The organism is Nocardioides sp. (assembly GCF_047602075.1).
GTDB lineage: Bacteria > Actinomycetota > Actinomycetes > Propionibacteriales > Nocardioidaceae > Nocardioides.
The window spans coordinates 286,022-311,490 of the sequence record NZ_JASGIF010000002.1; the positions used below are offsets into that span (position 1 = coordinate 286,022).

The 25,469-nt window shown below is 69.9% G+C and carries 29 protein-coding genes; 13 read left to right on the plus strand and 16 right to left on the minus strand.

Annotated elements, in window-relative coordinates; translation table 11 throughout:
• Positions 1-9: 9 nt before the first annotated feature.
• Together QM714_RS14100 and QM714_RS14105 are read left to right on the plus strand one after the other, a co-directional pair.
• A complete protein-coding gene (locus QM714_RS14100; protein ID WP_415101623.1) occupies positions 10-1,242 on the plus strand; it encodes a calcium:proton antiporter in 1,233 nt (410 codons plus the stop codon).
• 59 nt (positions 1,243-1,301) lie between these two features.
• Positions 1,302-3,029 carry an alpha/beta hydrolase gene (locus tag QM714_RS14105; RefSeq protein WP_415101625.1) on the plus strand — a complete coding sequence of 576 codons (1,728 nt, stop codon included), beginning with the start codon at positions 1,302-1,304 and terminating at the stop codon, positions 3,027-3,029.
• Positions 3,030-3,078: 49 nt separating this feature from the next.
• Here the strand turns inward: QM714_RS14105 and glgX are convergent, their stop codons facing one another.
• Complete coding sequence (glgX, locus tag QM714_RS14110) at positions 3,079-5,295, minus strand: glycogen debranching protein GlgX (RefSeq protein WP_415101627.1); 2,217 nt, start codon at positions 5,293-5,295, stop codon at positions 3,079-3,081.
• Between the two features lie 243 nt (positions 5,296-5,538).
• On the opposite strand from glgX, the gene QM714_RS14115 reads away from it, so the two are divergent.
• The 3 genes from QM714_RS14115 to QM714_RS14125 all read left to right on the plus strand — a co-directional run bounded on the left by QM714_RS14115 (position 5,539) and on the right by QM714_RS14125 (position 8,169).
• Entirely contained in the window at positions 5,539-5,925 is a 387-nt protein-coding gene (locus QM714_RS14115; protein WP_415101629.1) for a hypothetical protein, read from the plus strand.
• Between the two features lie 106 nt (positions 5,926-6,031).
• Positions 6,032-7,513, plus strand: coding sequence for a sensor histidine kinase (locus QM714_RS14120; RefSeq protein ID WP_415101631.1), 1,482 nt, complete (start codon positions 6,032-6,034; stop codon positions 7,511-7,513).
• Positions 7,498-8,169, plus strand: a complete 672-nt coding sequence (locus QM714_RS14125; RefSeq protein ID WP_415101633.1) for a response regulator transcription factor — start codon at positions 7,498-7,500, stop codon at positions 8,167-8,169. Before QM714_RS14120 ends, QM714_RS14125 begins: the two co-directional genes overlap by 16 nt.
• Positions 8,170-8,208: 39 nt before the next feature.
• Here the strand turns inward: QM714_RS14125 and QM714_RS14130 are convergent, their stop codons facing one another.
• The 4 genes from QM714_RS14130 to QM714_RS14145 form a co-directional block, all read right to left on the minus strand.
• Positions 8,209-8,355 (minus strand): hypothetical protein, encoded by a 147-nt coding sequence (locus tag QM714_RS14130; RefSeq protein WP_415101635.1) that lies wholly within the window; start codon positions 8,353-8,355, stop codon positions 8,209-8,211.
• Between the two features lie 373 nt (positions 8,356-8,728).
• Entirely contained in the window at positions 8,729-9,574 is an 846-nt protein-coding gene (locus QM714_RS14135; protein WP_415101637.1) for a transglutaminase family protein, read from the minus strand.
• Positions 9,571-10,494, minus strand: coding sequence for an alpha-E domain-containing protein (locus QM714_RS14140; protein WP_415101639.1), 924 nt, complete (start codon positions 10,492-10,494; stop codon positions 9,571-9,573). The genes QM714_RS14135 and QM714_RS14140 overlap by 4 nt, the downstream gene beginning before the upstream one ends.
• Positions 10,494-12,173 carry a circularly permuted type 2 ATP-grasp protein gene (locus tag QM714_RS14145; protein ID WP_415101641.1) on the minus strand — a complete coding sequence of 560 codons (1,680 nt, stop codon included), beginning with the start codon at positions 12,171-12,173 and terminating at the stop codon, positions 10,494-10,496. The genes QM714_RS14140 and QM714_RS14145 overlap by 1 nt, the downstream gene beginning before the upstream one ends.
• Before the next feature lie 286 nt (positions 12,174-12,459).
• Between QM714_RS14145 and QM714_RS14150 the strand changes: the two genes are divergently transcribed.
• Both QM714_RS14150 and QM714_RS14155 read left to right on the plus strand, forming a co-directional pair.
• Positions 12,460-12,621, plus strand: a complete 162-nt coding sequence (locus QM714_RS14150) for a hypothetical protein (RefSeq protein ID WP_415101643.1) — start codon at positions 12,460-12,462, stop codon at positions 12,619-12,621.
• Between the two features lie 39 nt (positions 12,622-12,660).
• Complete coding sequence (locus QM714_RS14155; RefSeq protein WP_415101645.1) at positions 12,661-13,188, plus strand: DUF4112 domain-containing protein; 528 nt, start codon at positions 12,661-12,663, stop codon at positions 13,186-13,188.
• Here the strand turns inward: QM714_RS14155 and QM714_RS14160 are convergent.
• Positions 13,163-13,513 (minus strand): DUF3054 domain-containing protein, encoded by a 351-nt coding sequence (locus QM714_RS14160; protein ID WP_415101647.1) that lies wholly within the window; start codon positions 13,511-13,513, stop codon positions 13,163-13,165. The genes QM714_RS14155 and QM714_RS14160 overlap by 26 nt on opposite strands.
• Before the next feature lie 78 nt (positions 13,514-13,591).
• Here QM714_RS14160 and QM714_RS14165 point away from each other — a divergent pair, with 78 nt between their 5' ends.
• Together QM714_RS14165 and QM714_RS14170 are read left to right on the plus strand one after the other, a co-directional pair.
• Positions 13,592-13,825 (plus strand): patatin-like phospholipase family protein, encoded by a 234-nt coding sequence (locus QM714_RS14165; protein WP_415101649.1) that lies wholly within the window; start codon positions 13,592-13,594, stop codon positions 13,823-13,825.
• Positions 13,822-14,196 carry a hypothetical protein gene (locus QM714_RS14170; RefSeq protein ID WP_415101651.1) on the plus strand — a complete coding sequence of 125 codons (375 nt, stop codon included), beginning with the start codon at positions 13,822-13,824 and terminating at the stop codon, positions 14,194-14,196. The genes QM714_RS14165 and QM714_RS14170 overlap by 4 nt, the downstream gene beginning before the upstream one ends.
• A 91-nt stretch (positions 14,197-14,287) precedes the next feature.
• On the opposite strand, the gene QM714_RS14175 is transcribed toward QM714_RS14170, so the two are convergent.
• From QM714_RS14175 to QM714_RS14190, 4 genes are all read right to left on the minus strand, one after another.
• On the minus strand, positions 14,288-14,650 hold the full coding sequence (locus tag QM714_RS14175) for a DUF1304 domain-containing protein (protein ID WP_415101653.1): 363 nt from the start codon (positions 14,648-14,650) through the stop codon (positions 14,288-14,290).
• A 54-nt stretch (positions 14,651-14,704) separates the two neighbouring features.
• The gene (locus QM714_RS14180) at positions 14,705-15,376 is read right to left on the minus strand and encodes a response regulator (RefSeq protein WP_415101655.1); all 672 of its coding nucleotides are present in this window, start codon (positions 15,374-15,376) and stop codon (positions 14,705-14,707) included.
• The gene (locus QM714_RS14185) at positions 15,373-16,803 is read right to left on the minus strand and encodes a sensor histidine kinase (RefSeq protein ID WP_415101657.1); all 1,431 of its coding nucleotides are present in this window, start codon (positions 16,801-16,803) and stop codon (positions 15,373-15,375) included. Before QM714_RS14185 ends, QM714_RS14180 begins: the two co-directional genes overlap by 4 nt.
• Positions 16,804-17,005: 202 nt before the next feature.
• Positions 17,006-17,842, minus strand: coding sequence for an aldo/keto reductase (locus QM714_RS14190; protein WP_415101659.1), 837 nt, complete (start codon positions 17,840-17,842; stop codon positions 17,006-17,008).
• Positions 17,843-17,893: 51 nt separating this feature from the next.
• Here QM714_RS14190 and QM714_RS14195 point away from each other — a divergent pair, with 51 nt between their 5' ends.
• The gene (locus QM714_RS14195; RefSeq protein ID WP_415101661.1) at positions 17,894-18,361 is read left to right on the plus strand and encodes an SRPBCC family protein; all 468 of its coding nucleotides are present in this window, start codon (positions 17,894-17,896) and stop codon (positions 18,359-18,361) included.
• On the opposite strand, the gene QM714_RS14200 is transcribed toward QM714_RS14195, so the two are convergent.
• On the minus strand, positions 18,348-19,121 hold the full coding sequence (locus QM714_RS14200; protein WP_415101663.1) for a lysostaphin resistance A-like protein: 774 nt from the start codon (positions 19,119-19,121) through the stop codon (positions 18,348-18,350). The genes QM714_RS14195 and QM714_RS14200 overlap by 14 nt on opposite strands.
• A gap of 118 nt (positions 19,122-19,239) precedes the next feature.
• Between QM714_RS14200 and QM714_RS14205 the strand changes: the two genes are divergently transcribed.
• The gene (locus tag QM714_RS14205) at positions 19,240-19,587 is read left to right on the plus strand and encodes an antitoxin (RefSeq protein WP_415101665.1); all 348 of its coding nucleotides are present in this window, start codon (positions 19,240-19,242) and stop codon (positions 19,585-19,587) included.
• Between the two features lie 10 nt (positions 19,588-19,597).
• Here QM714_RS14205 and QM714_RS14210 read toward each other — a convergent pair whose 3' ends face one another.
• Positions 19,598-20,269 (minus strand): EcsC family protein, encoded by a 672-nt coding sequence (locus tag QM714_RS14210; protein ID WP_415101667.1) that lies wholly within the window; start codon positions 20,267-20,269, stop codon positions 19,598-19,600.
• A gap of 87 nt (positions 20,270-20,356) precedes the next feature.
• Here QM714_RS14210 and QM714_RS14215 point away from each other — a divergent pair, with 87 nt between their 5' ends.
• Positions 20,357-21,043, plus strand: coding sequence for a histidine phosphatase family protein (locus QM714_RS14215; RefSeq protein ID WP_415101669.1), 687 nt, complete (start codon positions 20,357-20,359; stop codon positions 21,041-21,043).
• Here the strand turns inward: QM714_RS14215 and QM714_RS14220 are convergent.
• The 3 genes from QM714_RS14220 to QM714_RS14230 are packed head-to-tail and all read right to left on the minus strand — an operon-like array spanning position 21,033 to position 22,919.
• Positions 21,033-21,935 (minus strand): EamA family transporter, encoded by a 903-nt coding sequence (locus tag QM714_RS14220; protein WP_415101671.1) that lies wholly within the window; start codon positions 21,933-21,935, stop codon positions 21,033-21,035. The two genes, QM714_RS14215 and QM714_RS14220, sit on opposite strands and share 11 nt — an antisense overlap.
• A complete protein-coding gene (locus tag QM714_RS14225) occupies positions 21,932-22,282 on the minus strand; it encodes a hypothetical protein (RefSeq protein ID WP_415101673.1) in 351 nt (116 codons plus the stop codon). Before QM714_RS14225 ends, QM714_RS14220 begins: the two co-directional genes overlap by 4 nt.
• A 4-nt stretch (positions 22,283-22,286) precedes the next feature.
• Positions 22,287-22,919, minus strand: a complete 633-nt coding sequence (locus QM714_RS14230; RefSeq protein ID WP_415101675.1) for a helix-turn-helix domain-containing protein — start codon at positions 22,917-22,919, stop codon at positions 22,287-22,289.
• 77 nt (positions 22,920-22,996) lie between these two features.
• On the opposite strand from QM714_RS14230, the gene QM714_RS14235 reads away from it, so the two are divergent.
• Positions 22,997-24,607, plus strand: a complete 1,611-nt coding sequence (locus QM714_RS14235) for a BTAD domain-containing putative transcriptional regulator (protein ID WP_415101677.1) — start codon at positions 22,997-22,999, stop codon at positions 24,605-24,607.
• Here the strand turns inward: QM714_RS14235 and QM714_RS14240 are convergent.
• Positions 24,594-25,415 carry a hypothetical protein gene (locus tag QM714_RS14240; RefSeq protein ID WP_415101679.1) on the minus strand — a complete coding sequence of 274 codons (822 nt, stop codon included), beginning with the start codon at positions 25,413-25,415 and terminating at the stop codon, positions 24,594-24,596. The two genes, QM714_RS14235 and QM714_RS14240, sit on opposite strands and share 14 nt — an antisense overlap.
• Positions 25,416-25,469 lie beyond the last annotated feature (54 nt).

The window sequence follows — 25,469 nt, forward strand, 5'->3', positions numbered from 1 at the left end:
CTGGGCGCCATGGCTGAGCATCAGGCGGGCGGGGTCGGGGCGGATGGCGCGGCTCACAGCCGAGCCGACAACGGGCCCGCACCAGACCCGAGCGGAGGGCGGCCGGCCTGGCGTCGCCATCTCGACTGGACGGTCGTCGTGCCGCTGCTCGGCCTGGTCGTGCTGGGGCTCAGCTGGGGCCGCTCCCTGAGCACCCCCGTGTTGGTGTTGGTCGCGGTGCTCCTGGTCGCCTCGGTGCTGGCCGCGGTGCATCACGCCGAGGTGATCGCCCACCGGGTGGGTGAACCGCTGGGGTCCTTGGTGCTGGCGGTGGCGGTCACCGTCATCGAGGTGGCCCTCATCGTCACGTTGACCGTCTCGGCGGACAAGGACGTCTCGACGCTGGCCCGGGACACCGTGTTCGCCGCTGTGATGCTGACGTTGAACTTCATCGTGGGTCTGTCGATCCTGATCGCGTCGCTGCGGCACCACCTGGCCGAGTTCAACCCCGAGGGCACCGGTGCCGCGCTGTCGGCCGCACTCACCTTGGTGATCCTCTGCTTCGTGGTGCCGAGATACACCACCACGACATCGGGTCCGGACTTCTCCCCCGCCCAGCTTGGTTTCGCCGCAGTCTGCTCACTCGCGGTCTATCTGCTGTTCCTCTTCACCCAGACCGTCCGCCATCGCGACTTCTTCCTTCCCGTCAAGCAGGCCGTCTCCGGCTCCGGGCCCACTCCCGGCCACGGAGACGAGGGCGACGGCATCGAGCCCGACGACGCCGAGGATCATGCCGACGTCGACAGCCAGCGCAGCTCCACGGCAGCGTTCGCGCTGCTGGTGGCCGCCCTGGTGGCCGTGGTCGGGCTGGCGAAGGTGGAGTCGGCCCCGATCGAACGGATCGTCTCCAGGCTGGGCCTGGAGCACGCCTTCGTCGGAGTGGTGGTCGCGATCGTCGTGCTCGGTCCCGAGTCGGTGGCCGCGGCCCGGGCGGCGTACGCCGATCGCGTGCAGACCAGCCTCAACCTCGCCTACGGATCCTGCCTGGCCTGTGTCGGCCTGACCATCCCGGTGATCGCGTTGAGCACCATCTGGATCGACCAGCCGCTGCACCTCGGCCTGGACCCGGTGCACCTGGTGCTCCTCGTGGCCACCGGGTTCGTGTCGGTGCTCACCGTAGTGCCGGGTCGCGCCAAACCGCTCCAGGCCGGCCTGCACCTCACCTTGGCCGCCGCGTTCATCTTCTTGACCGTGCAGCCCTAGTACACGTACTGAGCGGAGCCCTCTCCGAGCCGTGCCCGCGATCCCGTAGTCTCTGCGCGGTGGCCACCGAGACAACGCCCAGCCCCGATCCGGCCGAGGCTGCTGCGCCTTCGGTGGGCAAGACCTCGGGGTCGCGGCCGGACCTGAGACTCGGCCCCTTGAAGATCCGACAGGCCAGCCTGCTCGGAGCGCTGCTGGGAGCAGTGTTGATGGTCGCGTCGGTCACCCCCTCGTTGGTCCCGCGGATCTGGCCGTTGCAGGTCCTGCTGGCGGGTGTCTGCTTCCTGGTCGGGTATGCCGCCGGAGCCTTCCTCGCCTGGGTCTGGCGTGCGCTCGGCCTGCCGGACCTGCCCGAGCGGCTGCGCCGCTGGCTGTGGCGGGTGCTCCTGATCGCCACCCCGGTCGCCCTGCTGATCGGCGGATGGCTAGGTCGGCGCTGGCAGAGCCAGCAGCGCGAGTTGTTGGGCATGGACGGCGATGCCTCCTGGTGGTGGCTGATTGCCCCGCTGCTGGGAGTGCTGGTGGTGGCCGTCGGGCTGCTCGTCGCGCGGGCGATCCGTCTGCTGGGCCGGGCCCTCGACCGCGCCTTGAGCCGCGTGCTCCCCGGCCGATTGGCCGCCGTCATCGCGATCTTGCTCACCGCCTTCATCAGCTGGCAGCTCGCCCGCGGAGTCGTCGTCGACCGGGCGCTGACCATGGCGGACGGCGTCTTCGCGGCGCATGCGGCCGGCGACAAGGAGGGCGTGTCGAACCCGGAGTCGCAGTTCCGCTCCGGAGGTCCGCGCTCCGACGTTGCCTGGGACCAGCTCAGCCGAGAGGGCCGCTACTTCGTCTCCAGCGGGCTGACCGCGGCCGACATCACCGAGGTCACCGGCGCCACAGACGCCGTCGAGCCGGTGCGGGCGTACGTCGGCCTGCGGGCCGCCGACTCAGCCGCGGAGCGGGCGCAGCTCGCCGTCAAGGAGCTGCACGACCTCGGCGGCTTCGACCGGAGCGTGCTGGCCGTCGCAGGCACTACCGGCACCGGCTGGATCGACCCGCAGCCACCGGCGGCGCTGGAGTATGTCACGCACGGTGACGTCGCGATCGTCACCACGCAGTACTCCTACCTGCCCAGCTGGATGTCCTATCTCGTGGACCGCAGCCGCGCCCAGGAGAACGCCGCCGAGCTGCTCACCGCGATCCGGGTCGAGCTGGCCTCGATGCCAGCCGACAAACGCCCGCAGCTCTACGTCTTCGGCGAAAGCCTCGGGGCCTACTCCACCGGCAGTGCCTTCACCAGCGTGGAGGACATCGCCACCACCACCGACGGTGCGTTGATGATCGGGCCACCCGACTTCGAGCCGACCTGGCAGCGCATTCAGGAACGCCGTGACCCGGGGTCACCGATCTGGAAGCCGCGCTACCAAGACGGGGCGATGGCCCGAACAGTCGACGACGCCGCCGACCTCACCGACCCCACGCTTACCTGGAAGACAGATAACCGGATCATCTACCTGGTCCACCAGTCCGACCCGATCGTCGCCTGGAAGATCAGCCGCCGTGAATGGCTGGACCCACGCGGTCCGGACATCCATCCCCGGATGAACGCATTCCCGGTGGTCAGTTGGCTGCAGGGAAGCTTCGACCAGCTAGGCGCCAACTCGGTGCCGCCCGGCCACGGCCACATCTACGACGAGATCGTGGCCCCCGCCTGGGCCACCATCCTCGGCGTCAAGCTTCCCGACGACGAGCTTGCCGCCATCGAGGCCGCGGTCGCCAAGATCATCGACCCCGACCGCGCCTGACCCGGGAGGTGCCTGGCACCTCGCGCAACCCCGCCTGGTATCTCGCGGGTCAGGGGGAGGTGGGGCGGCGGGATTTCGCTGCGAGGGAGGCGGCGACGGAGGAGTCGGGGGTGGGGGCGGCGGGGACGTGCTCGCGCAGCACCACCACGCTCCGGGCGGGGACCTCGAGAGAGGTGCCCGGGAGGTGTGGGTCGGCGTCGGGCTTGGCGGCAGCGGTGTCGAGGACGACGTCCCACGCGGCGGCGTACTCCTCCGGCGGGAGCTGTACGGCGACCGCGGCATCGGCGGCGTTGAAGTACAGCAAGAAGTGGTCGTCGTGGATGGGCCGACCCATGGCGTCCGGGCCGGTGATGCCCTGACCGTTGAGGTACATGCCCAGCAGCGTCTCTCCCGCCGCCTCCCAGTCCGCACCCTCCATCGGGCGGCCGTCGGCCTGCAGCCAGACGATGTCGTTGAGCCGGTCCCCGCCTTCGGGGCCGTCGGCCGTGCGCACCGTCGTGCCGGTGAAGAACCGCTTGCGCCGGAAGGTCGGGTGTTCGCGGCGTAGCCGGGACACGGCCGCGGTGAACTCCACCAGGGGCAGGTCGGCCTCGTCCCAGTGCACCCAGCTCAGCTCGGAGTCTTGGGCGTAGGTGTTGTTGTTGCCCTGCTGGGTGCGGCCCAGCTCGTCGCCGTGCGCAATCATCGGGACGCCCTGGCTGAGCAGCAGGGTGGCCAGGAAGTTGCGCTGCGTGCGCGCCCGGGAGGCGAGGATCGCGGGATCGTCGGTGGGGCCCTCGGCGCCGTGGTTCCAGGACCGGTTGAAGCTCTCACCGTCCCGACCGCCTTCGCCGTTGGCGTCGTTGTGCTTCTCGTTGTAGGACACCAGGTCGGCGAGGGTGAATCCGTCGTGGGCGGTGATGAAGTTGATCGAGGCGACCGGGCGGCGGCCGGAGTGCTCGTAGAAGTCCGAGGATCCGGCCAGCCGGCTGGCGAACGCGCCGATCTCCGGCTCCCCGCGCCAGAAGTCGCGCACGGTGTCGCGGTAGGCGCCGTTCCACTCGGTCCACTGCGGCGGGAAGTTCCCGACTTGATAGCCGCCAGGGCCGACGTCCCACGGCTCCGCGATCAGCTTGACCTGGCTGACCACCGGGTCCTGCTGCACCAGCTCGAAGAAGGTGGCCAGCCGGTCGACGTCGTAGAACTCGCGCGCCAGCGTGGCGGCAAGGTCGAAGCGGAAGCCGTCGACGTGCATCTCGGTGACCCAGTAGCGCAGCGAGTCCATGATCAGCTGCAGCGAGTGCGGGTGCCGCACGTTGAGCGAGTTGCCGGTGCCGGTGTAGTCCATGTAGTAGCGGGGGTCGTCCTCGACGACGCGGTAGTACGCCGCGTTGTCGATGCCCTTGAAGGACAGTGTCGGCCCGAGATGGTTGCCCTCCGCGGTGTGGTTGTAGACCACGTCCAAGATCACCTCGATGCCGGCGGCGTGCATCGCCTTGACCATCGACTTGAACTCCTGGACCTGCTGGCCGCGCTGCGTCGGATCACGGGGTACGGCGGCGTACCCGGCGTGCGGGGCGAAGAAGCCGATGGTGTTGTAGCCCCAGTAGTTGCGCAGCCCCTGCTCCTGCAGGGCTTGGTCCTGCACGAACTCGTGGACGGGCATCAGCTCGATCGCGGTGACCCCGAGTCGGGTGAGGTGTTCGGTGATGGCGGGGTGCGCCAGGCCGGCGTACGTGCCGCGCAGCTCGGCCGGGATGTCGGGGTGCAGCTCGGTGAGGCCCTTGACGTGCGCCTCGTAGATGACCGTCTCGTTGTAGGGGTGGCCGAGTCGACGGTCGCCCTCCCAGTTGAAGAACGGGTTGATGACCACCCCGAGCATCATGTGCGGGGCGGAGTCCTCGTCGTTGCGCTGGTCGGGATCGTCGAAGTCGTAGCCGAACAGCGCCGGGCTCCAGTCGATGGTGCCCCAGGTGGCCTTGGCGTAGGGGTCCAGCAGCAGCTTGTTGGGGTTGCAGCGCTGGCCGCGGTCGGGGTCGTAGGGTCCGTGCACGCGGTAGCCGTAGCGCTGTCCGGGCTGCACGTGCGGCAGGTAGCAGTGCCAGACGTAGCCGTCGACCTCGGTCAGCTCGATTCGTGTCTCGACCGGCGCCGCGTCCGGCCCGACGCCGTTGTCGAAGAGGCACAGCTCGACCCGGTCGGCTACCTCGCTGAACAGCGCGAAGTTGGTGCCGCTGCCGTCGAAGTCGGCGCCCAGGGGGTATGCCGAGCCTGGCCAGACCTGCACGACATCCCCCTCCTCGGCAGTCGGCGGTTGCCGACGCCCACCGGGCAACGTTAGCCGGGTGGGCGGGACGTCATCGTCTCCGGTCGCCCGGGCGACCAGCTCGCACGACGTCCGGCGAGGTGGGCGGCTCTGGTTTCATGAGAGGCTTCTCATTTTCGTCTCATCGCCAGCCCATCGGGCGGCCGCAGGCTGGATCTCGGGCGGTCAGCAGTGGCGACTGCCCCCGGAGCGCGAGGAGGCGGCGTGAAGACGGCGGGGCGGGAGGTCGTGATGCGGTGGTGGCAGACCACGCTGGGGGCGGGAGTGGTCGCGGTGCTCGCCATCTATGCCTTCGGCATCCTGCATGCCAGCCCTGAGCCACCGGCGCCCCGGCAGACCGTCGTGCTCAAGGACGCTCCGACGTCGAGCAGCACCGCCGAGCCCAGCGGAGGGCCCAGCGGAAGGCGCAGCCGGTCGGCGGATCCGTCCGGCGGTCCGGGTCGCTCGCAGAGTCCGGTGGAGGACGCCACCCTTGATCCGGACGACATCGACGACGATGGGGATGACGACGGCCGGGACGGCGACGATGACGATGACCACGACAGGGACGATCGGCACGACGACCATGACGATGATCCCGATGACGACTGAACGATGACGACTGAACGATGACGACTGACAGGGGCGGCCACTGAGCTCGCCGCCCTCGACTCCTGAGCCCGGCCGAAGCGCGGATCGCTCTCGACCGGGCTTGTCCGTGCGCGCTCGACTCACCGCAGCGATGGCGCTGCTGGCGGGTCTCGCCCTGGCCGCGGCGGGCGTGATCGCCTTCGCCATCGAGGCCGATCGGATCGGCGAGGAGGTCACGCGGGAGATCGACCAGGAGTTGGACGAGTTCGCGGCGCTGCAGAGGGACGCAGCGGAAGGCGGCACGCCCTTCACCGACGTGCAGTCGTTGATCAGCACCTTCTTGAGCCGCAACGTCCCCGACGAGGACGAGCTGTTGATCGGTTGGTGGGGAGGCGGGCCGAAGATCCGGTCGCCCCGACATCCGCTGGCCGAGGACCCGTCGTTCGTCGCGTTCGTGAGGGAGCGGATCGACGTCAGCGGCACGTCGATCTACCACTCGCGGGAGTACGGCGAGCTGATGGTCACCGTCCAACCTGCCCAAGCCGGTGACTCGGACTCCGGTGCGCTGGTGATCGTCACCTTCCTGGACCTCGCCAGGGGTGGTCTGCATGACACCATCCGCACCTATGCCCTGGTGGGCTCGGGATTGTTGATCCTGGTCGCCGGGCTGGCCTGGTGGCAGTCCGGTCGGCTGCTCGCTCCGTTGCGGACACTGCGCCGCACTGCCGAGGACATCACGGCCACTGACCTGACCCAGCGGATCCCCGAGCGTGGCAACGACGACCTGACCGCACTGACTCGAACGGTCAACGACATGCTCGACCGGCTGGAAGCCGGCTTCGAGGGTCAGCGCCGGTTCCTCGACGACGCGGGCCACGAGCTGCGCACGCCGCTGACGGTGCTCCGCGGCCACCTGGAGCTGCTCGACGTCGGCAGTCAGGAGGAGATCGCGGAGACCAAGGAGCTGCTTCTGGACGAGACCGACCGGATGGCCCGTCTGGTCGGCGACCTGATCCTGCTCGCGAAGGCCCGTCGACCCGACTTCGTCCACCCTGCTCCGACCCAGATCGAGCCGCTGCTGAGGGCCGTGCTCGCCAAGGCCCGCGCGCTCGGTGACCGGGACTGGTGGCTCGACTCGGTGCCCGAGCTCACCGCGATGCTCGACGAGCAGCGGATCACCCAGGCGCTGCTGCAGCTCGCCGACAACGCGGTCAAGCACACCGAGTCGGACGACGCCGTCGGCTTTGGCGCCTCGGTGGTCGGCGGCGACCTGGTGTTGTGGGTGGCCGACGAGGGACCGGGCGTGCCCGAGGCGGACCGGGAGCTGATCTTCGACCGGTTCGGTCGCGGGGTTGTGGCCGCCGGCGACGAGGGCTTCGGGCTCGGCCTCTCCATCGTGCGCGCCATCGCCGAGGCCCACGGCGGCACCGCGCGGGCCGTGCCGGCCGACCCGAGCGGCGCCTGCTTCGAGGTCGTCATCCCTCTCGTCACCACCCAGGCGTCGGCGCACGCGGAGGCACCGAGCCCTGAGACGTTGCATCCAGAGGCGCCGGACCTAGGGACGCAGCACGCAGAGTCATCGGAGGAGCAGTCATGGCCGCGATCTTGATCGTCGAGGACGAGGAGCGCATCGCGTCGTTCGTCGCCAAGGGCCTGCGGGCAGAAGGGCACCAGCCCACGGTGGTCGGCGACGGTCGGCAGGCGTTGGACGAGGCGATGACCGGGCTCTATGACCTGGTCATCCTCGATATCGGCCTGCCGGGGCTGGACGGCTTCGAGGTGCTCGACCAGCTCCGCTCGCAGGGCAGCCGGGTGCCGGTCATCGTGCTGACCGCGCGGGACTCGGTGACCGACACGGTCACGGCGCTGGAAGGGGGCGCCGACGACTACATGCCCAAGCCGTTCCGCTTCGCCGAGCTCCTGGCCCGGGTCCGGCTCCGGCTGCGTCAGCCGGAACAGGCCGCCAGCGCGAGACCGGAGCACCTGGTGGTCGGTGACGTCTTGTTGGACCTCCGCACCCGGCAGGCGGAGATCTCCGGTCGAGTGGTCGAGCTCTCGGCAAGGGAGTTCGCACTCGCGGAGATCTTCACGCTCAACCCGGGGCAGGTGCTCTCCCGAGAGCAGCTTCTCGATCACGTCTGGGGCTATGACTTCGATCCTGGATCGAACGTCGTCGACGTCTACGTCGGCTACCTGCGCAAGAAGTTCGGGGCCGACACGATCAGCACCGTGCGCGGGATGGGCTACCGCTTCAACGCCCGCTGACGAGGGGCTACTCCGCGAGGGCAAGTCGAGCAGGCGGGATCAACGGACCTTGAAGCCGGCCAGGCGGCCGCGGGGGAGTGCCTCCAAGACGGGCTGCAGCGTGTCGGCGACCTCTGCCGGCCGGGGCCGGTTGGCGGGTCGCTTCTCGAGCATCGCGAGGATCAGCTTGGCGACCTCGTCGGGCACGTCGTCGGGCAGCTCCGAGCTCGGCGGAGATCGGGTCGCCCTCCTGCAGCCCCCACGAGGCGGGAGCCGTGCGCTGGGGGTCGGTCATCGGATCAGCGCAGACTGCGGTTGTCGTTGCGGCTGGCGCCGTTGGTCTTGTCGGCCGACCAGTCGCGAGTGCGGTCGCCGCCGTCACGGGTCCAGTCGCGAGTCTGGTCCGACCGGCTGGCCGATCATCGCGACGGTGCCGGCGGATGCGAGCTTCCTCATCGTTCCTCCTTTGAGACCCCGTGATCTCCTGCGCCCGCGTGGGTGCTGGATGCCCGTTCTGCAGGGAACTCAGCCCCGACAATCGCGCAGCAGACGGGTCCGAGTCAGCCGAGCCAGCGAGCCGTCAGCTCAGCCGGGTGAACCGCACCTCGACGGTGAGGTCGGCCACCCCGGGGCCGGAGTAGACGCCCTTGAACGGCGGCACGTCTTGATAGTCCCGGCCGCGGGCGACGACGACATGGTCGACGCCGACCGGGGTCAGGTTGGTCGGGTCGGCGGCAAGCCAGTCACCGTCCCAGAACTCCACCCACGCATGACTCTCGCCGGTGCTGGTCTCGCCGACCTCGGCGTCCCGTTTGGGAGCCAGGTAGCCGGAGACATAGCGGGCGGGCACGCCGAGGGTGCGCAGCGCACCGAGGGTGATGTGCGCGAAGTCCTGACACACGCCGGCGCGGGCGAGCCAGGCCTCCTCGCCGCTGCTGTGCACCCCGGTGGCGCCGTGCTGGTAGGTCATCACCTCGTTGACGCGTGCACACAAGGAGTACGCCGCCTCGCGCGGGGTCGCGAGTTCCCGCACGGAGTCGGCCAGCTCCCCGACCCCCTCACCCGGCGTGGTTCGTGGGGTCAGCATCAGCCACTCGTAGTTGCGATCGCCGACGGCGTCGTCGGCCAGCGCTCCCCAGCCGATCGACTCGACGAACGACGGCGGATCGCTCCGCTCGACGGTGCTGACCGCCTCGATGTCCAGACGATGGTGCTCTTGGAGCGACTCCATCGCCGTGACATGAGTGCCCCAATGGTCACGGTAGATGTGGCTCCAGGTCATCGGCCGGACCCGCAGCCGGCTCTCGAGCGTGGTCTGACCGGGCTCGCTCAGCGGTGTCATCCGCAGCTCGTTGTGAGAGGCGCGCACCGGTGCGTCGTATGTCATCGAGGTCTTGTGCACGATCCGATAGCGCCGCACGGTCACACCAGCTCCTCGGTCCAGCTGAGGACCGGACCGGCCTGGAAGTACTTCGCGGCGATCGCCTCCGAGGCTGCGGTGATGGCGGCCTGCACCCGCAGCATCTGGGCGGGGAGGTCGGCGAGGATCTCGGAGGTGGAGCGATACTCCAGCGACGTGCGGATGCGCCCGAGTTGGCGGCGCGCCTCGTCGGAGACGCCGATCCGGGCGGCCTCGGGGGAGAGGGCCATCAGCCGTCGCTCGGCCTCGGCGAGCGCGAAGCACACCGACCGCGGGAACTCACGGTCGAGGACCAGGAATGCCGCCGCTCGGTGGTCGGTGAGCAGGCCGCGCTGGCTGCGGGTGAAGGCCTGGGCCGCGCCGCACGAGCTGAGCACGGTCGACCACGACGGACCGCGGGAGTGCAGGCCACCGTTGGCGACCAGGCGGGCGGTCATGTCGGCACGTTCGAGGGCACGGCCGAGCACGAGGAAGTCCCAGGCGTCGTCGTGGCTCATCGTGGAGTCGGCGATGCCGTTGACCAACGCCGCGCGCTCGCGGACCCAGGAGAGATGCCGCTCGGTCACCGCATGCCGGCCCATGCTGCGCCAGCGATGCCAGGTCGTGTTGATGGTCTCCCACAGCTCGGTGGAGAGGGTCTCGCGGGTCCGGCGCGCGTTCTCCCGGGCCGCGTGCCACGCCCCCGAGATCGAGCTGGGGTTGCCGCGGTCGAAGACGAGCAGGTCGCCGACCGTGGCGAAGGTGGCCTCGCCGTCGGTCGGCATGCCCATCACCGAGGACAGCACGGTCGCCGCGGTCTGGTGCTCGTCGGCGCCAGGGTCCTCCAGCAGTTGGAGTCGGAGTACGTCGACGATGCGCGCGGTGCCGTCGGCCCGCTCGACGTACCTCCCGATCCAGAACAGCGACTCCGCGATCCGGCTGAGCATCATCGCTCACCCCCGGGCGGCGACGCCTTCCGGCGGGCACGATAGCGCTCTGCTCCGGTCTGTTGCTGCTGTTGTTGCTGGGCGCGCAGGGAGTCCTCGGGCGACGAGGTCGGCGCCGTCATCACGATGACCTCCCGGCTGTCGGCGGACCGTCTGGAGCGCCGCTGGGCCAGATGGTGGCGCCCGGAGAGCACCCAGGTGTCCTTCGAACCCCCGCCCTGGCTGGAGTTGACCACGAGCTGACCGGCGGGGAGGGCGACCCGAGTCAGCCCACCGGGCAGCACACGCACCCGGTCGCCGTCGTTGACCGCGAAGGGACGCAGGTCCACGTGGCGTGGCTCGAGGCGGCCGGAGATCAAGGTCGGCACCGTCGACAGCTGGACCACCGGTTGGGCGATCCAGCCGCGCGGATCGGCGACCAGCTTGGCCCGGAGCCCGTCCAGGGTCTTGCCGTCCGCCTCCGTGCCGATCACCAGGCCCTTGCCTCCGGAGCCGTCGACCGGCTTGACGACCATCTCGTCGAGGTGGTCGAGGACGTGCCGCAGCGCGGGGGGCTCGTTGCAGCGGTAGGTGTCGACGTTGGGCAGGATCGGGTCCTCTTCGAGATAGAAGCGGATCAGATCGGGAATGTAGGAGTAGATCAGCTTGTCGTCGGCGACCCCGTTGCCGACCGCGTTGGCGACGCTCACCCGACCGGCCCGCATCGACGACACCAGGCCCGCGCAGCCGAGCATCGAGTCCCCACGGAAGTGCACCGGGTCGAGGAACTCGTCGTCGAGGCGCTTGTAGATCACGTCGACGGGTTGGTCGCCGGTGGTCGTGCGCATCCGCACCTGGCCGCCGCTGCAGATCAGGTCGCGGCCCTCGACGAGCTCGACGCCCATCATCCGGGCCAGGAGCGCGTGCTCGAAGTAGGCGCTGTTGTAGATGCCCGGGGTGAGGACGACGACCGTCGGATCCTTGGTGCCGTCCGGTGCGGCGGCACGCAGCGCGGACAGCAGCATCCGCGGATAGTCACGGACCGGGCGGATCCGCATCGTCGCGAACGCCTCGGGGAAGACGTTGGCCATCGCGCGACGGTTCGCGATCACATAGGAGACACCGGAGGGCACGCGCACGTTGTCCTCCAAGACCCGGAAGACGCCGTCCTCGTCGCGGACCAGGTCGATGCCGGAGACGTGCACCCGCACGCCGTTCGGTGGCCGGATCCCGGTCACCGCGCGGTGGAAGTGCGCCGACGACGCGATCAGCCGCCACGGGACGATGCCCTCGTGGACCGAGCGAGGCAGCTCCCCCTCGCGGCTGTAGATGTCGTCCAGCAGGGCCTCGAGCGCGGTCACCCGCTGGATCACGCCCGACTCGATGGCATCCCACTCGTGCGCCGAGATCACCCGCGGCACGGCGTCCAGGGGGAACGGTTGTTCCTCCCCGGAGTGGTCGAAGGTGACGCCCTGGTCGAGATAGCTGCGGGCGAGCTGGTCGGCTCGGTCCCTCATCTCCGCCGACGTCATCGAGGCCAGGGTGTGGTGGACGGCCTTGTACGTCGTACGCGGTGCGCCGACTTCCTCCAGCATCTCGTCCCACGCGTGCGGATCCAGGGCGTAGCCGTCGAAGAGCGCCCCGGCGTGGTCCGGCGCGGGTCCGTAGTGGCCGGACTCGGCCTGGGTCGGGGCGCTCACGGCCGCACCCTAAGCCTGGTGGCCTTCCACGGATCCAGGCTAAGCGTCACGTGTGACGCCTACGCGGCGGGCATGTCACGGCCAGGTTTCGCGAGGACGCAGTCACCATGACCGGATCGTAGTGCGATCCGGGTGATCGGCCTCTGGCCGTTCCGTCGACCTCCCTTCGATGTGATGGGGACGTAACCGGTCGTCAACACCGCCGACAACTCGTTGAGCAAGGCTGCTGCCCAACGGTTGAGACTGCCACGGTCGAGACTGTCCACGGTCGAGAAGGGAGCTGACGATGACCGATGACGACCGACTCGTAGTGAGCCTGGCCATGCGCGAGCGTCTTGAGGCGCGCAATGCCGAGGGGCTGGTGAGGCTGCTGACCGATCGCGAGGAGCTGCGCGGTGTCTCGGCCCTCGCCGATCAGCTCGGCGACGCGGTGCTGTGGTGCGCGTGAGGTGGCCGTCCGTGACCCAAGACCTCCTACGCTGGAGGGGTGAGTCGGAAGCCGTCAGCCAGCGTCACCGCGGAGCCCGCGACACCCATTGATGCCCCGGTAGCCGACCCCGCGCCTCGGCTCACCACCAGTCGCCACCTGGCGCATGTGATGGACGACCTCGCGACCGTGCCGGGCACCCAGGTCGGCGTCGGACTCGATGCGGTGATCGGCCTGATCCCCGGCCTCGGCGACCTGATCGGCTCCACCGTCTCGGGCGTGATCGTCTACGACGCCGTGCGCTACCGGGTGCCGGTGCCGAGCCTGGCCCGGATGGGCACCACCCTGATCGTGGATGCGCTCCTCGGTGTGGTGCCGGGGGTGGGTGACCTGCTCGACGTCGCCCACCGGGCGAACCGCAAGAACTACGCGCTGCTGGAGAAGGCGGTCCGCGAGAACCCCGATCCGGGTCCGCCGACAGCAGGCTACATCGTGGCGGCGGTCGCCCTGGTCGTCGTACCCCTGGTCCTGGGCGTGGTGATCAGCATCGTCGCTCTGTGGCTCATGCTGCGCTGGATCTTCGGCTGATCCTCACCAGGGCGCGGGGGCCGAGCACGAAGGCAGCGAGTACGACGGTCGCCACGATGACGAACGGCGCGGCGATGCCCTGATCGCTCAGCGCTCGCAGCAGCATGCCGCCTATCAGGGTGCAGCCCCAGACGACCATGCCGGCGCCGAGCCCGCCGCCGGCCCGACCGGCCAACCAGATCAGCACCCAGCCGACGAGCAGTCCGTCCAAGAAGGGCCAGGCGGTGTGCCACCAGCCGCCCGGAGACAGATCTTCGCCGTGACTGAGTCGGCCGATGGCGGCGAACAGCGACACCATCAGCACGTCGACCGGGAACCATCGCACCCGCTCAGCATCTCGCGGAGTGCTCCTGCTCGTGAGGCCGGGCCGGGTCGGGCGGGGCGTCCTCAGTAGCGTGGAGGAGTGGCAACGACGCGGGTAGCGCTGGCGCTGGGCTCCGGGGGAGCGCGCGGGTATGCGCACATCGGGGTGATCCGGGAGCTTCAACGGCGCAACATGGAGGTGGCCGCGATCTCCGGCGCCTCGATGGGCGCGCTGATCGGTGGGCTGGTGGCGACCGATCGCCTGGAGGATTATGCGACCCGGGTCAGCGGGCTACGCCGCTCCGACGTGCTCCGGCGCCGGGAGGGGGAGTGACCCGAGTCTTGATCGTCGACGGTGCGAACGTCGTGGGCGCGACGCCCGATGGCTGGTGGAAGGATCGGCCTGGGGCCGCGGCGCGGCTCCACGAGCGACTGTTGGTGGCGGACCTGGTTCATGACGAAGTCGTGTTGGTGCTGGAGGGCCAGGCCAAGGCAGGCGTGCCCGCTGGCCGGGACGCCCACGTCCGCATCGTGCACGCGCCCCGTGACGGCGATGCAGCGATCGTCGCGGCGGCTCGCGGGGCCGCTGAGTCGGGAGCGTCGGTCACGGTCGTCACCGCCGACCGCGCGCTGGCCGCCCGGGTCGCCTCGGTCGACGCCGAGGTGCTCCGCCCCTCCTGGCTGCTCGACCAGCTCGACCGTTGACCCCTCGGTCGGCGGATCCGGCGCAGACCTCATGCCTTCCGGTCGCTCCGGCGACCGGGCGCGATGACGTCCGACGGCAGCTGCCGGGTGATCAGTGGGCGAGCAGGACCGCGATGAGGGCGAGAGTGGCGGGGACAGTCTGCACCACGAGGATGCGTCGGCTGACGGTGAGCGCGCCGTAGAGTCCCGCGACCATCACGCAGAGCAGGAAGAAGACGGCGAAGCCGAAGCGCAGGTGCTCGGGGCCGAGCAGGCTCCAGATCAGGCCGGCCGCCAAGAAGCCGTTGTAGAGACCCTGGTTGGCCGCCAGCGTCTTGGTCTCCTCGGCGAACTCCGCGGTCGTGCCGAAGGCGGCGCGTCCCCGTGGCGAGGTCCACAGCGCCATCTCGAGCACGACGATGTAGCAGTGGACCAGCGCCACCAGGGCGACCAGGATCGAGGCGACGATCGACATCTTGTGATCGTAGAGCCCGCGGCCGTTCCGCGGAATCGGGCTCCGCCCGCGACCTCAGACTAGGCCGTGCTGATGGGCGAAGACGACGACCTGGACCCGATCGCGCAGGCCCAGCTTGCGCAAGATGCTCCCGACGTGGGTCTTCACCGTCGATTCGCTCGCGAAGATCTGCTGCCCGATCTCTGCGTTGGACAATCCGCAAGCGATGGCCAGAGCCACCTCACGCTCCTTGTCGGTCAGGGAGAGGTACGCCGCGGGCACCGGCTGCTGGATCCGGAACTGGCCGTCGAGCAGGGTCGCCAGATCTGCCGGCGCGAGCACCGCATTCCCCGTGTGCACGGTGCGGATCGCGTCGGCCAGCATCGCCGGCGTGGCGTCCTTGAGCAGGAACCCGCTGGCGCCGTAGCGGATCGCGGTGGCCGCCCGGTCGTCGAGGTTGAACGTGGTGAGGACGACGACTCGGACCGGCCGCGTCCGCCGCGAGATCCGCTCGGGTGCGAAGATCTGGCGGGTCGCCTCGACGCCGTCCATGTCGGGCATCCGGATGTCCATCAAGACGACGTCCGGCTCCAGCGTCTCGACGAGCTCGACGGCCTCGCGGCCGTCGCCTGCTTCACCGATGACCTGGAGCCCGTCCTGCGCGTTGAGGATCACAGCGACGCCGGCGCGGAACAGCTCTTGGTCGTCGACCAGAAGCACACCGATGGTCTCGGGCGGCTCGGTCACCGCAGCTCCGCGGAGCGCACCGGGAGCCAGCAGGTCACCGTGAACAGGTCACCGCCGGGGCTGCTACGGCGGCGTACGTCCATCCGGCCGCCCACGGACTCCAGTCGTTGCCGGATCGAGATCAGCCCGAGCCCGGGGTGCGCGGCGTCCGCACCGGAGGTCGGGTGCTCTGAACCCTCGGTCCACGGTGCGGCTCCGCCGTCATTCGGTCGGATCGGCTGGGTGAGCCCCGGCCCGTCATTGCCGAGGTTGGCGACCTCCAACCGGAGCTGATCGGGCTGCCATTGGTCGCCCCAGGCCAGCTCGACCCAGATCGGGCCGGTCTGTCGACCGTGCTTGAGAGCGTTCGTGAGCATCTCTTGCAGCACCCGGTAGGACACCTGCTCCAGCTCGGGCGGGAGCGGCACCGGCTCGCCGAGCACGCTGAGCCGGACGTCGTTGCCGGCCGCCGCGACGCCGTCGACCAACTCGGTCAGCCCACCCCGTGCCGTCGTGGCGGCGGCCCCGCCGCCGGTCCGACTCAGCACAGCCCGCACATCCCCGAGCGAACGTCGCGCGGAGTCGGCAACGTTGCCCATCGCCTCACGCATCGCCTCGACGTCGCTGTCCGGTCGGGTGCGGGCAGCCTCAGCTTGGGCCAAGATCACCGCGAGCGAATGGCCGACCACGTCGTGCACGTCGCGAGCGAGCTGGGCGTGGCCCTCCTTGAGGGTCGCGATCTCCTGGGCCTGAAGACGGGCATGCTCGGCGGCGGCAGACCGTGCCTCGGCTTCCGCCTGCCGTCGCTCGGCTGCGGCCTGGGAAGCGCGGGAACGATCCAGCGAGCGCATCGTCAGGCCGACGAACCACGGCAACCCGAGCACCAAGAACAGGATCAGTCCCCACGCCAGCAGAGGCATGGTCAACGCGACCAGATCGGGTGACCCGTAGCGCAACCCGGTAGCAACGTCGACGAGGTCGTTGGGTGCGCCGGTCCATAGCAGTCCGAGCATGCCGACGGCCGGGATCGACAGCCCACTGAGCCAGACCAGGCTGGTGCTACCGTGCCGCGCTATCCCGTAGGCCACGATGCCGACGGCCGCCTCGACGAGCCATGGCCCAGTCCCGGTGAGCAGTTGGATGACGGCCGCAACCCACATCAGCCCGAAGGCGAGCCACGGGAGGTGCCGGGCGCTGGCGACGGCGATCCCCAGCACCAGCATCAAGATGGTAGGCGCCCACCAGAGGAACGGCGCCCGCGTCAGCACTTCGACCAGGCCGACCAGTGTCACTGCGCCGCCAGTGGTGAGGTCGGGCCACCACGCGGCGAAGCCGGTCGGCTCTGGGTGGGGATCGTGGGGACTCGCGAAGGGTTGTCCGACCGACCCTGGGCGCACGACACCGGGGTGGCTCGGCACCGCCATCGGTGTGGTCGGATCGCTGGTCATCGTCTCCCCTGATGTTGGCTCAGGATGTTGGCTCAGGCACTGATCGACGCCCGTCGGCGCCGGCTGCGCCGCGAGACGTACCCCCGTAGCGTCCCGCGGCGCGCCGTCACGAACCACCTTGCCGGGCTCTCGCCTCCGCCGCCTCCATCGGAGGTGCCGGTCGGGTCGACTCTGGTGCCGGTCTGCTCGTTCGGCGGGCCGGCTACATCTCCTCGTGCGTGTCCGGGTCGCTGCCGAAGAGCCGCCCGTCGGTCCGACCCAGAGCGGTGATCGCGGCCACCTCTCCGGCGGTGAGCTGGAAGCCGAAGACGTCGAGGTTCTGCGTCTGCCGTGCCCGGGTCGCCGACTTCGGGATGGGCAGGGCGCCGAGCTGCACTTGCCAGCGCAGGATCACCTGCCCCGGCGTGACGCCGTACGCCTCGGCCGGACCGGCGACCGCGGGCTCCTCGAACGGTGCCTGCCGCCTGCCTAGGGGGCTCCACGACTCGGTGAGGATGCCCAGCCGCTCGTTCACGGCGCGTTGCTCGACCTGGGGGAAGTGGGGGTGCAGCTCGATCTGGTTGACCGCGGGGGTCACTCCGGTCTCGGTGATGATCCGCTCTAGGTGGGCGGGGGTGAAGTTCGAGACGCCGATCGAGCGGACCAGACCCTGCTCCCGCAGATCGATCAGCGCACGCCACGCCTCGACGTACTTGTCCACGCTCGGATTCGGCCAGTGGATGAGGTGCAGGTCGAGATAGTCCAACCCCAGCCGACGCAACGAGTCCTTGGTGGAGGCGACCGCGTCGTCGTAGGCATGGTGGCGACCGGGGATCTTGCTGGTCACCCTGAGCTCCTCACGCGGGAGACCCGAGCGGCGGATCGCTTCACCGACCGCCTCCTCGTTGCCGTAGTTCACCGCGGTGTCCAGCAGGCGGTAGCCCTGTTCGACGGCGCTCACCACCGCGACGATGCCGTCCTCGCCGTTGAGTGGGTAGGTGCCGAAGCCGATCGCCGGCAGGGTGTGGCCGTCGTTGAGTGTGTGTGTGGGGATGCCCATGGGTCCCCACCGTAGTGGGCGCCTCCAGGACGACTGCTAGCCTCGCGCGCCATGAACCGAAGCAGTGACCGGATCAGCGTGCAACGCCTCATCCACGCTCCCGCCTCGGAAATCTTCGATCTGTTGGCCGACCCAGCCAGACACGCGGAGATCGACGGATCCGGTTGGGTGCGCGAGTCGCGTGGGGGTAGCCGGCGGCTGGCCCTGGGCGACCGCTTCGGGATGAATATGGACGCCGGCATCGGTTACTCCACCCTGAACCAGGTCGTGGAGCTGGAGGAAGACCGGGTCATCGCGTGGCGGACGCTGGCCGGTGGCGCACTCTCGAAGGTCGTGACCGGGCGCACCTGGCGCTATCAGCTCGAGCCGCGCGACGAGGGGACGTTGGTGACCGAGACCTGGGACATCAGCACCGAGAGGCCGCTGTCTCGCCCGTTCGTCCGCCTGCTCGCCGCGCGCACCCGACGGGCGATGGAGGCCACCTTGGAGCGGATCGAGGATCTCGTCACCGCCGGGTGAGGACGAGCGCCGTGACGGCGACCAAGATGACCACACTCTGCAGGCTGTGCACCGCGATGCCGAACCAAGCGCTCCGGAACCGGCGGCTCGGCCAGGACAGCCAGAACGTGTCCAGCAGTGCGCCGGGGATCGCCCACGGCATGTGCAGGTGGTAGACGGCGAACAGCACTCCGTTGGCGACCCAGTCCGCACGGCCGAAGACGCCACGCATCCGCGGCAGCAGCCAGCCACGGAACATCAGCTCCTCACCGAGGACGGTGTTGAGGACCAGCATCACCAGCAGGATCCCCCACCACAGCCAGTTGCCGGAAAGGAAGTCGTGACCGGTCGCTCCGTCCAAGAAGGCGGCCATGTCTCTGGCGGCCGGATGACTGGCCACCGGCACCGCCTCCTCGGCGGCGAAGCCCACGGCGAGGGGGACGACCAGCCACCAGAGTCGACGCGATGGCCGACCCGCCGCCGTGGTCGGCGCGACCAGCCAGAGTGCCCGCCGGGTGCTGGCCCATCGCAGGGTGCCTTGCTCGCGGCGCACCAGCCAGGCCACCAACACCGCCTGCCAGGCCAGTCCGGCGGTCAGCGCCAGCACCAGCGTGCGGAACCATGCCGGGTCGGCGGCATCGGGGTGGGCGATGGCCGGTGCTACCAGCCAGGCCAGGGCGGCCATCGGGAGAGCGGCAGCGGCCCAGACGCCGAGGACCCCGGCGAGTGAGTGCTGTCGGATCAGCGGAGATGCATCCTGTGCAGGTGAGTAGGCGGACATGACTTGTAGCCTGGCGATCGGAGTGGGCTCGCCGCGTCGGGGCTGACCCTGGCCGGACCCCCGGTCATCCCGGACACATCCCGACCGACCCACCCCGAGCGCCGAGAGGGGACCACCGATGGCCAACATCACCGACAGCATCAAGCAGTTCCTCGACGACCTGGAGATCGAGCGACACGTCACCGAGGCGACCGGACTTGCCGAGGACACGGTCGTCAAGGCACTGGAGAAGGTCGGCGACTTCGCGCACGACCACGAGGACGGTCTCGAGGAGTGGCTGGACAAGGCCGGTGCTGCGATCGACGAGCGCACCGAGGGTCGCTACTCCGACGCGTGGGACAAGGTGCGCGACGGCATCACGACCGCCTGGGCGAAGGTGGCCGAGCAGCGTGCCACCGAGGCCGAGGTCACCGAGCTCCCGCTCGCCGCGCCGGACGAGCCGAGTCGGCCGGAGTCGGAGGAGTAGCCCGGCACGGTCAGTCGGCCGGCGGGAACTCCCTCTCTGCACGCTCGGCGATCTTCTTCATCAGGTAGCCGTCGAAGGATGCGCCGACCGCGCCGCCGACCAGCGGGACGCCCTTGCCCAGTCGGGTCAGCACGCTGTCGCCGAGGGTGCGCAGCAGCCGGAAGGCGACCGCCTTGTTGACGAGTACGACGGCGGCCGGGGGCATCCGCCGAGTGGCGAGGGAGGCGAGCCGACCACCACCCGTGCTCAGCCCTGCCTTGGCGAGCACGTCGTCGGCGTCGGCGCCCGAGAGGGTGAGCAGCACCGCCATCCGCACCCGCTGGTCGGCGACGTCGTAGCCGCGCAGCACCGCTACCGCGCCGACCAGACGGGCGGCCTGGACGTAGAACTCCAGCACATTGGCCGGCAGCGCGACCGGCAGGGTGACGAATCCGCCGACACCCGTCGCGAATCCGCCGACCCCCGCGCCGAGGACGTGGGAGCGTGTCACCTTCTTGACGGCGGCAGCGACCGAGGAGGTCTCCGAGCGGGCCTTGGCCGCGACCTCGGCGGCGGAGTCGTAGGGTCCGAAGCCGTCCAGGCCACAGTCGAGCACCTGCTGGATGAGCCGGGTGAGCATGCCCTGGTCGGCGTCGTGCGCTGCCTCGAGTGCGGTCCGTGCCCTCGCCTCGTCCGATCCCATGGCACCTCCCCGTTGGCCGCTCACCCGGATGGGGCGGTCCGACCCATGATGCCAGGACGGTGGGCGAGCCGGATAGGTTGAGTGACCGTGGAGGTCGTACTCATCCGGCACGGGCAGTCAGGCAACAACCTGATCTGGGAGCAGACCGGTGGCATCGCGGGCAGGGACCCGGACAGCCCGCTCACCGACCTGGGGTTGGCCCAGGCCGACGCGCTGGCCCGCTGGTTCGCGCGCGATGCTTCGGCGCCGCGGGTGACCGAGCTGCACACGAGCCTGATGCACCGCGCCGTGCAGACCGCGGCTCCGCTGGCCGAGACCCTGGACCTGCCTTTGCTGGGGCATCCCGAGATCTTCGAGGTCGGCGGCCCCTATGAGGAGGACGAGGAGACCGGGGCGCGCAGCTGGCATCCGGGGACACCGATGTCGGCTCTGCGTGCGTTGACCAGCCGGCTCCAGCACGATCCGGTGGACGGTGGCGAGGTGTGGTGGCCCGGTCCGTTCGAGGAGAACGCCGTGGCCGCTGAGCGGGGTAGGCGAGTGGTCGAGAGCCTGATCCAGCCTGGCGCCACAGAGGATCCGCGGGTGATCGCGCTGGTGACGCACGGCTTCTTCACCCAGTTCCTGATCCGCGCCCTGCTCGGCATCGGTGACATGACGGGCTGGATCCAGATCGACAACACCGCCATCAGCCGGTTCGAGATCGGTCGGCACGGAGTGGTCGCGACCGCCCTGAACGGCGTGTCCCACCTCAGGCCGGACCAGATCAGCTCCTGACGCTGCGCTGCGCGGCGGCGCCCGCGACGACGACGAGCAGGAGGCCGAACAGTGGCAGTGTGGTCGGGCGCTGGTCGAGGATGATCAGTCCGAGCAGGAAGCCGATGGCCGGCTCGACCGCCATGAGTGTGCCGAAGGCATGGTGGGTCATCTCGCGAAGGGCCAGCATCTCCAAGGAGAAGGGCAGCACCGGGACCAGGATCCCGAGGCCGAGAGTTGCGCCGAGGACGCCTGGGGTGATGTGCCCGGCGGCTTGGGGGATGCCGACGACAGCGGCCGCGACGGCCGCGATCGGGATGGTCATCGAGAGGCCACCGATCCCGGAGAAGCGGTCCCCGACGAGCTGGGTGAGCAGGATGTAGGTGCCCCAGCCGAGGGCCGCCAGGGCGGCGAACCCGATGCCGACCGGATCCACCTTGCCGTGCCACGGCTCGGTCAGGCACAGCACGCCGAGCAAGGCCAGGCCCGGCCACATCAGCGCTCGGGCATGGTGGCTGCGCACCGCGGCCACCGTCAGCGGGCCGAGGAAGTCGATGGCCACCGCGGTGCCGAGCGGGATGCGCTCGATCGCGGAGAGGAAGGCGACGGTCATCATCCCGGTGGCCACCCCCAGCGCGAGCAGCACCGGGACGTCGGCTCGTCGGATCGAGCGCAGGGGCGGCCGAGCGAGCACGACCAGGACCAACGCACCCATCGTCAACCGGAGCCAGGCGATCCCGGCCGATCCGACCGTCGAGATCAGCCCGACCGACAGCGCCGACCCCAGCTGGACAGACAGCATCGCCGCCACCGCGAGGATCCATGGCGGTACGCCGAGCGCCGCGTTGCCCGGTCGGGCCGCACTGGGCAGATCGGATCGTGTGGGCTCGAAGGGTGAGATCGGGTCGGTCACGACCGATCACGACGAGTCTGGTCGCGCGGGGCTTCCCAGTCGCCGATCGCGTCGAGCCGGCGGCGCTGCTGGGTGGCGGCGCCGGCATCGAGCCCACGGTCGCGCTGGCCGAGGTAGCCGATCACGCGCTCTCGGTGCTCGACCGGGTTGGGCCTGGCCAGGTGGATCAACAACGCGGGTTCGCTGCCGGCGTCCTCGGCCGCCACCGTGAAGTGGGTCGGCACCACGATCGGCGCCTCGGCGGGGTCGAGGTTGTTGACCACGAGCATGCCGAACCGGTCGGTCGAGGCGACCCACTCCCGCCACTCCTGATCGTCGAGGGCGGCATCCCAGGGATGAATCAGCATGTGGTCACTCACTCTCCGGGTTGGATCGGGTGCTGGTCGAGACGGCCTCCTGGTGGGGTGCGGACCCGACGTCCGGCTCGAAGACCACCATCGTGAATCGGGTTGGTCGCTTGCCACGGTTGGCGTAGGAGTGCGCGACGTCGCCGGGATAGGTGACCGCATCGCCGACGGCCAGGACGAACGACTCGTCGCCCACCGTGACGGTGAGCGCGCCTTGCTGGACCTGGATCAGCTCCATGGTCCCGGGCGTGTGCGGCTCGCTGGCCAGGCTCTCGCCGGGCTCCTGGGTCCAGTCCCAGAGCTCGACCACCTCGGGCGGCTGGGTTCCGCCGACCAGAACGCCGCGACCCCCCGAGTCGCCGCTCCACAGCACCGCACCCTCGCCTCGCCGGGTCAGCTTGACCGGCCTGACCTCGGGGGGCTCCACCAGCGTCGGCAGCCCGATGCCGAGGGCATCGCTCAACCGCAGCAGGGTGCCCACGCTCGGGTTCACCGCGCCCTGCTCGACGCTGATCACCATGCGTCGGCTCACGCCGGCGGCCTCGGCGAGACGATCCAACGTCCACCGTCGCGCCTGCCGCTCCCGCCGCACCCGCTCACCGATCGTCGACGCCAGGGTCGCCGTCTCGTCGTCCACGAGTGCAGCATAGTGCACTTGGAGTGAACGGGAGTTGCTCCTAGTCGGGGACTGGTCGCCGCAGCCATCATGTGACTATGCAGATCGCGGTGCTCGGTGCGATGGTCGTGGGCGGCCGGGGTGACTTGTCGCTGCGCGACCGGGCCGTGCTCGGGGTGCTGGTGGTGCGGACGGGCTCGACCGTGGAGATGAGCGAGCTGGCCGATGCGATCTGGGGCGACCGTCCGCCTGTGACCCATCGGAAGGTGGTGCAGGGCTGTGTCGTCCGGCTTCGACGTCAGCTTGGCGAGGACTCGATCGCTACTCGAGAGGGTGGCTACTCGTTGGTGCTTCCAGCCGACGAGGTGGACACGTCCCTCTTCGAAGCGCTCGTCGACACCGCCCAGTCGGCGCTGGATGAAGGCGATCCGCGGCGCGCGGCCGAGCGTGCCGGTGACGCCTTGGAGCTGTGGCGTGGTGACCCCTATCCAGAGCTCCCGGAGTGGGCTCCCGCGCAGGCCGAGGCGCAGCGCCTGCGTGAGCTCCGCGAGATCGCGAGGGATGTCGAGGTCGAGGCGACCCTGCTCTCGGGCCGTGCCGCCTCCGCGGCCGTCCTCGCGGAGGCCCTCGCGTCTGTCACGCCGTACCGCGAAGAGCGCTGGGCACTCCTGGCCCGCGCGCAGTACGCCGCCGGTCGTCAGGCGGATGGCTTGGCGACCCTGCGCATGCTGCGCGACACCCTCGCCGAGGATCTCGGCATCGATCCGTCGCCGGAGATCGCCGCGTTGGAGACCGCGATGCTCCGACAGGATCCGTCGCTCGACCTGCCGTCGTCGGTCGGAAGCGGACGGTGGCTGTTCTCGCGGACCGGCCGGATCGTCGCTGCGGTGCTCGCCCTGGTGACTGTCGTCGGCATCGGGGTCGCGCTGCACCAACGGAGCCGTGCCAACCACGCGTCCCAGCAGGCCGCCGCCGCTCGGGACACCACGGAGGCGCTCCGCCTCGGCGAGCTCGCCTCGACCCAGACCAACCCGTCGGTCGCGCTGGCGCTCGCCGCCGAGGCGCTGTCTGTCGATGACTCCGAGGCGGTGCGCACTCGCGCCCTGGACACGTTGGGCAACTTCTCAGACCTGCTCAGCACTGGCACCCCGCCTGCCGAAGGATGGCCGGAGGAGTCTTCGGTGGCCGCGTCGCCGGACGGGCGGACCATGGCAACTGCTCGCGCTGCCGCCATCCAGCTCACCAAGGACGACCGGCCGACCCGCCGCCTGATGACTCCGACGGACAACCCGACTGCTCTCACGTTCTCCCCGGATGGTCGCTACTTGGCCGCCGGCATGAGTGAGCTCGGTTTCGCGCCGACCGGCTCGACGGTGGTGTGGGACGTCGAGAGTGGCGCCGAGGTGGCGACGTTCGACTCCGGCGACGGGGCGGTTCAGGCTCACGTCTTCGCACCGGATGGCTCGTCGGTCTGGTCGTTCGGCGACGACGGCATCCACCGGTGGGATCTCACCGCCTCCCACGCCCTGGCCCGGACTATGGACGGCGATCCGGTGATGTTCCGCGCCGGTGACCTCACGATGTCCATCCGCGATCCCTCCGTCGCGCGCTGGATCACCTATGCGTGCGGGCTGGCGGGACGGCCGCTGACGCCGGTCGAGTGGCGGGAGTACGTCGGCGACCGCCCGTATGCACCTACTTGTCGCTGAGCGTTGACAGGTCGATCTTGGTCAGCTCCGAGGCGAACAGGTCGTGACCTCCCGCGTTCAGAGTCGAGGGCGGGTCCATGTACGCCGGCACCAGGGTGCCTGTCCCGTCCGGGCCGTTGAAGGCGTGGTACATGTCGATGACCTGGAACCCGGCTGCCGTCGCGCGCTCGGTCTGCATCGTGGCCCACCGGTCGTAGGCCGCCACTGCCCACGCCTTGGCCTCCTTCTCCTGATGTGTCTTGGTGTAGAGGGAGAGCAGGCCGTCGGGGACGTCGTCGGGTGACTCGATGTTGCCGTTGTAGCTCGTCGTCTGCACATAAACCGTCGGCTTGTCACCGCGCAGTGCCTTGATCCCGGCGTAGAGCTGGTCGTAGAGGTCGCCGTACGTCGTCACGCCCTCGGCCAAGCAAGGCCCCTTGGCCTCGAGGAACCAGGTCTTGCAGCCGATCCCGGTCTCGGGGTCCGGGAGGGCCTGGCCCCCACCGAGGGTGACGAGCACGATGTCGGCGGCGGCGATCTTGTCCGCGTCCGCGCCCGGCTCCGACACCGCTGCCACCGCGTCCTGCACCGACCCCAGCGACAGCAGGTCGTAGGTCGTCTCCCGACCCAGCTCGGTGGTGACGTGATCGGCGAACTGCACCCACCACGCCCCCGGATCGCTGCTCTCCGGCCCGGATGTCGGCAGACTTCCGCCGAGCACCGCCACCCTCACCGGGTCCGGCTTCGCCTCGGCCGTGGGCTCCGACCCGCCGCCACAACCCCCGAGCAGCAACGCAACCGCCGCCGCGACCCCCACTCCTCGCCACATCATCGACACCCCTCCTGCCGTCCAGATTGAGGCGTCCAGCAGGTCAGAGAACGG